Origin of the sequence: Streptomyces sp. NPDC002773, assembly GCF_040295605.1 — a bacterium.
Taxonomy (GTDB): domain Bacteria; phylum Actinomycetota; class Actinomycetes; order Streptomycetales; family Streptomycetaceae; genus Streptomyces.
On sequence record NZ_JBEOVO010000030.1, the window covers coordinates 71622 to 78309 of the forward strand.

The window sequence follows — 6688 nt, forward strand, 5'->3', positions numbered from 1 at the left end:
ACGGTCAAGGCGTATGACACGGCTTTTCTTTCGACTTTCATTAAGTGTCGACCGCAAGGGGTTCCGTCACCCCTCGGACCGTCCTGCCACCGGACACACGGCACCGTTAAGGTGCGCGGGTGGGGAATCGAGGACCGACGCTGGAAGACGTCGCACGCGAGGCGGGGGTGTCGCGCGCGACGGTGTCCCGCGTCGTCAACGGCGTGCGGAACGTGGCCCCCGACATCCAGCGGGCCGTCCGCGACGCCGTCGCCCGTACCGGCTACACGCCCAACCAAGCGGCTCGGTCCCTGGTGACCAGGCGCACCGGAACCGTCGCCCTCGTGCTCTCCGCGACCGGCAGGGCCTTCACCGCCAGGGTGTTCTCCGACCCCTTCTTCGGCCGGATCGTGGACGGCGTCCTGCCGGTCCTCCGGGAGCGCGCGATCCAACCGGTGCTGCTCGTCGCCGAGTCGGAGCAGGCCAGGACCCAACTCGTCGAGTACCTGCGGCAGGGAGGCGCCGACGGCGCCCTGGTGGTGCCGCTCGACGCGGCCGACCCGCTGCCGGCGATGCTGGTGGCAGCGGGCCTCCCCACCGTGCTGTTCGGCCGCCCCCGCGATGGCGACCGGTGCGCCTTCGTCGACCTCGACAACCCCGCGGGCGCCCGCCTCGCGGCCGAGCACCTGTGGGCCACCGGCCGGCGGCGCCCCGCCACCATCGCCGCCCCGGCCACGGCCCCCACGGCGGACGAGCGCCTGGACGCCTTCCGGGAGGCACTCGCCGCCCACGGCGTGACGTCGGTCCCCGTCGTACGGGGCCGGTTCACGGCCGACAGCGGCAGACGCGCCATGGCCAGACTGCTGAAGGACCACCCGGGCATCGACGCGGTGTTCGCCGCGAACGACCTGATGGCCCAGGGCGCCTGCCAGTACCTGCGCGAGCAGGGCATCGCCGTCCCCGGCGCGGTGGCCGTCATGGGCTTCGACGACTCCATGGCCGCACGGAAGGCGCAGCCGCAACTGACCACCGTGCGCCAGCCGGTGGAGCGGATGGCCGCGGCCATGGCGGAACTCCTGTTCGAGCAGCTCGACGGCGGCGGCTCCGACCCGGCCTCGAAGGTCTTCGAGCCGCTCCTCGTCGTACGCGAGTCAACCTGACCCCGCCGGGTATGCGAGTCGGCCTGACCCCGCCGGCGGCGCGGACGGCAGCGCGGAGCCGCCGGGCGTCCGAAAGGGACACCCCGGCGGCGCTCACGTCGGGTTGCGGGGTCAGCCGGCGGTCGCCTCCCGGTGGGCCCGGACGATGTCCGCGTACCGGCGGCCGCTCGTCTTCACCGTCCTGCGCTGGGTGGCGTAGTCGACGTGGACGAGGCCGAAGCGCTTGTCGTAGCCGTAGGCCCACTCGAAGTTGTCCAGCAGCGACCAGGCGTAGTACCCGGCGAGCGGGGCGCCCTTGCGCACCGCACGGGCGCAGGCCGCGAGGTGCTCCTCCAGGTAGCGGGTGCGCTCCGGGTCGTGGACCTCGCCGTCGGGGCCGACGGCGTCGGGGAAGGCCGAGCCGTTCTCGGTGACGTACAGCTTCCGTACGCCGTACTCCTCGGTGAGCCGCAGCAGGAGGGCTTCCAGGCCGCCGGCGTCGATCTGCCAGTCCATGCCGCTGCGGGGCACCTCGGGGAGGCGCACCTCGCGGGCGTACGGGAAGGGGCCCGTCGGGTCGTCGGCGACGGTGACCGGGAAGTAGTAGTTGAGGCCGTGCCAGTCGAGCGGCGCCGCGATGGTCTCCGCGTCCCCGGGCCGCTCGGGCAGCTCGACCCCGTACAGCTCGCGCATGTCGGCGGGGAAGCCGCGGCCGTACACCGGGTCGAGCCACCAGCGGTTGGTGTGGCCGTCCATACGGGCGGCCGCGGCGATGTCCTCGGGCCGGGTGGAGGCGGCCTCGACGGTGGAGTGGTTGGTCACCAGACCGACCTGGGCGCCGGGGGCGGCGGCGCGGATCGCCTGGGTGGCGAGGCCGTGCCCGAGGAGGAGGTGGTACGAGGCGCGCACGGCGGCCGTGATGTCGGTGAGACCGGGGGCCATCCGGCCTTCCAGGTGGCCGATCCACCCCGAGCAGAGCGGCTCGTTGAGGGTGGCCCACTGGCTGACCCGGTCACCGAGGCGCTCGGCGACGACGGAGGCGTACGCGGCGAGGTGCTCGGCGGTGGCCCGCTCGGTCCAGCCGCCGTGGCTGTCGCGGACCCGGTCCTGGAGGGCCTGCGGCAGGTCCCAGTGGTAGAGCGTGACGGACGGGGTGATCCCGGCGTCGAGCAGGCCGTCGACGAGCCGGTCGTAGAAGTCGAGCCCGGCCGCGTTGACCGGCCCGTCGCCGCCGGGGACGACGCGCGGCCAGGCGACGGACAGCCGGTAGGCGTCCGTGCCGAGGCCCTTCATCAGGGCGATGTCCTCGGGCCAGCGGTGGTAGTGGTCGCAGGCGGTGTCGCCGTGGTCGCCGTTGTCGATCGCGCCGGGCACGCGGGAGAAGGTGTCCCAGATGGACGGGGACCTGCCGTCCTCGGCGACGGCGCCCTCGATCTGGTAGGCGGAGGTCGCCGTACCCCAGGCGAAGTTTGGAGGGAAGGCCTCCAGATCGAGCGGGGTGAGGGAGTCGGCGTCGGTGGCTTCGGACACGGGGAACCTCTTCGAGTTCGGTGTGGAGAGGGGCGGCGCCGGTGCGGGGAGGCGCCTCGGTTCGGGCAGGGACGTCACTTGACCGCACCCGCGGTGAGGCCGGCGACGAGGTAGCGCTGGAGGAGCAGGAAGCCGACGACGACGGGGACGCTCACCACGAGGGAGGCCGCCATCACCTGGTTCCAGTAGACGTCGTTCTGGGTGGCGTACCCCTGGAGCCCGACGGCGAGGGTGCGCGTGGTGTCGTTGGTCATGACGGAGGCGAAGAGCACCTCGCCCCACGCGGTCATGAAGGCGTACACCGCGACGGCGATGATGCCGGGGGACGCGGCCGGGACGATGACCCGGAACAGCGCGCTGATCGGCCCGCAGCCGTCGACCTTGGCGGCTTCGTCGAGTTCGCGCGGGATCGAGTCGAAGTACCCGGTCAGCATCCAGATGGAGAACGGCAGCGAGAAGGTCAGATAGGTGAGGATCAGACCTTCGCGGGAGCCGAAGAGCGCGATACCGGTGGCGTTGCCGATGTTCACGTAGATGAGGAAGAGCGGCAGCAGGAAGAGGATGCCGGGGAACATCTGCGTGGACAGGACCGTCACCGTGAAGACCCGCTTGCCGCGGAAGGTGTAGCGGCTGACGGCGTACGCGGCGAAGATCGCGACGACCACCGAGAACACCGTGGCGGCGCCCGCGACGACGATCGAGTTCACGAAGTAGTCGGCGAGCGGGACGGTCTCCCAGATGTCGATGTACGGGCGGAGGGTGAGCCCGGAGGGGATCCACTGGAACTTCCCCGACACGTCCGCCAGCGGCTTGAGCGAGCTGGAGATCATCACGTACACCGGCAGCACCACGAACCCGGTGAGCAGGGTGAGGAAGATCCGCCGGGTCCAGAGGAACGAGCGGGACGCGGCCATGGGGGAGCGCGGGGTGCCCCGCCGCGCCCGCCCCTGTGCGTGGCTAGCCATCGGAGGTCTTCCTTCCGCGGGTGGTGAGCAGGAGGTAGACGCCCGTGACGACGAGGAGGAAGAGCAGGAGCAGCACGGACATGGCCGAGCCGGTGCCGAAGTTCCACGTCTGGAAGGACGACTGGTAGATGTGGAGGGAGATCAGGTCGGCGGCTTCGGGCGCCGCCTTCCCGAAGAGCACGAACGGCGTGTTGAAGTCGTTGAACGTCCAGAGGAAGAGGACGAGCACGAGGACCTGGTTGACGGGCCGCAGTGACGGCAGGGTGATGTGCCGGATCTGCTTCCACACGCCGGCCCCGTCGAGCGCGGCCGCCTCGTACATGTCGCGGGGGATGTTCTGCAGCCCCGCCATGACGGTGAGGAAGGCGAACGGCCAGCCCTTCCACACGGAGACGACGAGCAGGGCCCAGAAGCTGTTGTCCCCGATGAGCCAGAAGGCGGGGCTGTCGCCGATGCCGAGCTGGTCGTGGAGGACGTGGTTGATGAGGCCGTTGTCCCGCTGGAACATGAACGCCCAGGTGATCACGGCGGCGTAGACGGGCAGCGCGTACGGGACGAGGAACAGCGTCCTGAGGATGCCGCGGCCCCGGAAGTTCTCCTGGAGGAAGATCGCGGCGGCCGTACCGAGGAGCCAGCACAGTCCCACCGAGAGGAGGGTGAACTGGCAGGTCGTCAGGAAGGACTTGAGGAGCGCCTGGCCGACGGGGGCGTCGAAGTCGATCGCGAGGGTGTAGTTCTCGAGGCCCGACCAGGGCGCGTCGGCCCAGCTCCGGATATAGAACTGGGTGAGTTCCTTGAAGCTCATGGTGATGCCCATGAGCATCGGGGCGAGGTGGACGAGGAGTTCGAGGAGCAGGGCGGGCAGGAGCAGAAGGTACGGCAGTGCGATGCGGCGACGCCCGGAGCGGCGTGGTGCGCGCGCCTCTCCGGGTGTGGCCTTGCGCACCGTCCGCTCACTCGGGGGAGTGACGACGGTCTCGGTCATGGTGGGGCGGCCTACTTCTTGGGCATCTGCTGCTGGGCCTTTTCGAGCTTGGCCCGCACGGAGTCCGTGGTCACCGGGCGGCCCGCCGCGGCGTCGGCGAACAGCTCCTTGACGGCGGTGCCGACGACCGTCTCGAACTGCGACTCCTCCGGGACCTGCGGCAGGGCGGCGGCGCTGGTGGCGAGGGTGTCGCGGATGACGGCGAGCCACGGGTCGGCGAAGACCGGGTCGTCCTGCGCGGACTTGACCGGCGTGACCGAGCCGTAGGCCTTGTTGAGGAGGATCTGCTCGTCGTCGCTGGTCATGAACTTCACGAACTTCAGCGCGCCGTCGAGGTTCTTGGTGTTCTTGAAGACGGCCATGTTGATGCCGGCGACCATGGAGTTGGTCTGCTTGCCCGCGCCGGGCTTGCCGGACGGGACCGGGGCGGGGGCGACGCCCCACTCCTCCGGGGTCATGCCCTGGGACTCGAAGGTCTGCGACGGGGTCTGCCACAGGACCATGCCGGTCTTGTTCTTGGCGAAGTCGCTGAGGGACTGGTTCTGGGCGTACTCGGCATTGCCGGGGGCGACGATCTTCTGCGCGGCCATGAGGTCGATGTACTGCTTGACGGCGGCGACGGCCCCGTCGGAGGTGAAGTCCGGCTTGCCGTCGGCGGTGAAGAAGTCGGCGCCGTGCTGCTTGCCGAGGACGAAGACCTGGTGGATGTTGTTCGAGAGGTTGGAGCCCTCGACGCCGATGCCCCACTTCCCGTCCTTGCTGATCTTCTTGCCGGTGGCGATCAGCTCGTCCCAGGTGGTCGGCGGCTTCGCTATGCCGGCGTCCTTGAACATCTTCTTGTTGTAGTAGAGCGCGTAGGACATGGAGTAGAGCGGGACGGCCGCGGGGTCCTTGCCCGGGGAGCCGGTGGAGCCGAGCGCGGAGTCGACGAATCGGTTCTTGCCGCCGATGGCCTCGAAGTTCTTCGCGTCCCAGGGCAGCAGCGCCCCGGTGGACTGCAGGGAGGCGCTCCAGGTGTTGCCGATGTTGAGGACGTCGGGCCCCTGACCGGACGTGGTCGCGGCGAGGATCCGGTTGAGCAGGTCGGACCACGGGATCACCTCCAGCTTGACCTTGATCCCGGTCTGCTTCTCGAACCGGTCGAGCTCGGGCTGCAGGACCTTCTTGTCGACCTCCAGGCTGGAGCCCTGGTTGGTGGCCCAGTAGGTGAGGGTCTTCGGCGACGCCTCGCTCCCCTCACCGCCGCCGCAGGCGGTGGCGGTGAGGACGAGGGAGAGGGTGACGGCACCGGTGACTGCGGCTCTGACTCTGCGCATGGCTCGTGGGCCCTTTCGGGGACGACGACGGGACGCCGATGCGGTGAGCATCTGGAAGCCCCGCCGTCACATCGGCTTAATTTAGGATGTGAGTTAAACCCCATGAGAAGGTCGCGTCAAGGCTTGTAGTGCGGGTATGTTGCAACGAACGACTTCAGAGACGGGGACCCAAGTGCACGCGAGAACTGGTCGTACGGTGCGTGACCTGCGGCGCGAGAACCGCACCGCCGTCCTGCGCCGGCTGTACTTCGACGGGCCGATGAGCCGCCTCATGCTCGGCCCCGCGACCGGCCTCAGCTCGGGTTCCGTCAGCAACGTGGTCGCCGAACTCGTCGCGGAGGGCCTGGTCGAGGAGGCCGGAAGCATCGACTCCGCCGGCGGCCGCCCCCGCACCCTCGTCCGGATCACCCCCGCCAGCGGCTTCATGATCGGCGTCGACATCGGCGAGACCCGCGTCAGGATCGAGCTGTTCGACCTCACCCTCACCGAACTCGCCCGCGCCGAACGCCCGTTGTCCAGCTCGGGCCCCCGTACGGCCCGCTACGACGTCGACCTCGTTGTCGCCCACCTCCGGGAGGGCATCGCCGAGGTGCTCCATACCGCCGACGTGCCGGCCGACCGCCTCCTGGGTGTCGGTGTCGGTGTGCCGGGCATCGTGGCCCGCGACGCCGGTGACGGCGCGGTCGTGCACGGCCAGACGATCGGCTGGGACGCCGTGCCCTTCGAGCGTCTGCTGCGGGCGGCGGTGGACCTGCCGGAGGACGTGCCGTACTG

At 70.1% G+C, this 6688-nt stretch carries 6 protein-coding genes; 2 read left to right on the forward strand and 4 right to left on the reverse strand.

Going from position 1 to position 6688, the window contains the following annotated elements; all coding sequences use genetic code 11:
* Positions 1-119: 119 nt before the first annotated feature.
* Entirely contained in the window at positions 120-1139 is a 1020-nt protein-coding gene (locus ABT034_RS28265) for a LacI family DNA-binding transcriptional regulator (protein WP_351219878.1), read from the forward strand.
* A gap of 111 nt (positions 1140-1250) precedes the next feature.
* Here ABT034_RS28265 and ABT034_RS28270 read toward each other — a convergent pair whose 3' ends face one another.
* The 4 genes from ABT034_RS28270 to ABT034_RS28285 form a co-directional block, all read right to left on the reverse strand.
* Positions 1251-2648, reverse strand: a complete 1398-nt coding sequence (locus tag ABT034_RS28270) for a GH1 family beta-glucosidase (RefSeq protein ID WP_351219879.1) — start codon at positions 2646-2648, stop codon at positions 1251-1253.
* A gap of 74 nt (positions 2649-2722) precedes the next feature.
* The gene (locus ABT034_RS28275) at positions 2723-3562 is read right to left on the reverse strand and encodes a carbohydrate ABC transporter permease (RefSeq protein WP_351219886.1); all 840 of its coding nucleotides are present in this window, start codon (positions 3560-3562) and stop codon (positions 2723-2725) included.
* Between the two features lie 43 nt (positions 3563-3605).
* Positions 3606-4598: a carbohydrate ABC transporter permease gene (locus tag ABT034_RS28280; protein WP_351219880.1), complete on the reverse strand. Its 993-nt coding sequence runs from the start codon at positions 4596-4598 to the stop codon at positions 3606-3608.
* A gap of 11 nt (positions 4599-4609) precedes the next feature.
* Positions 4610-5914, reverse strand: a complete 1305-nt coding sequence (locus ABT034_RS28285) for an ABC transporter substrate-binding protein (protein WP_351219881.1) — start codon at positions 5912-5914, stop codon at positions 4610-4612.
* Positions 5915-6086: 172 nt separating this feature from the next.
* On the opposite strand from ABT034_RS28285, the gene ABT034_RS28290 reads away from it, so the two are divergent.
* Positions 6087-6688: ROK family protein (locus ABT034_RS28290; RefSeq protein ID WP_351219882.1), on the forward strand; the 602-nt coding region annotated here is incomplete at its 3' end.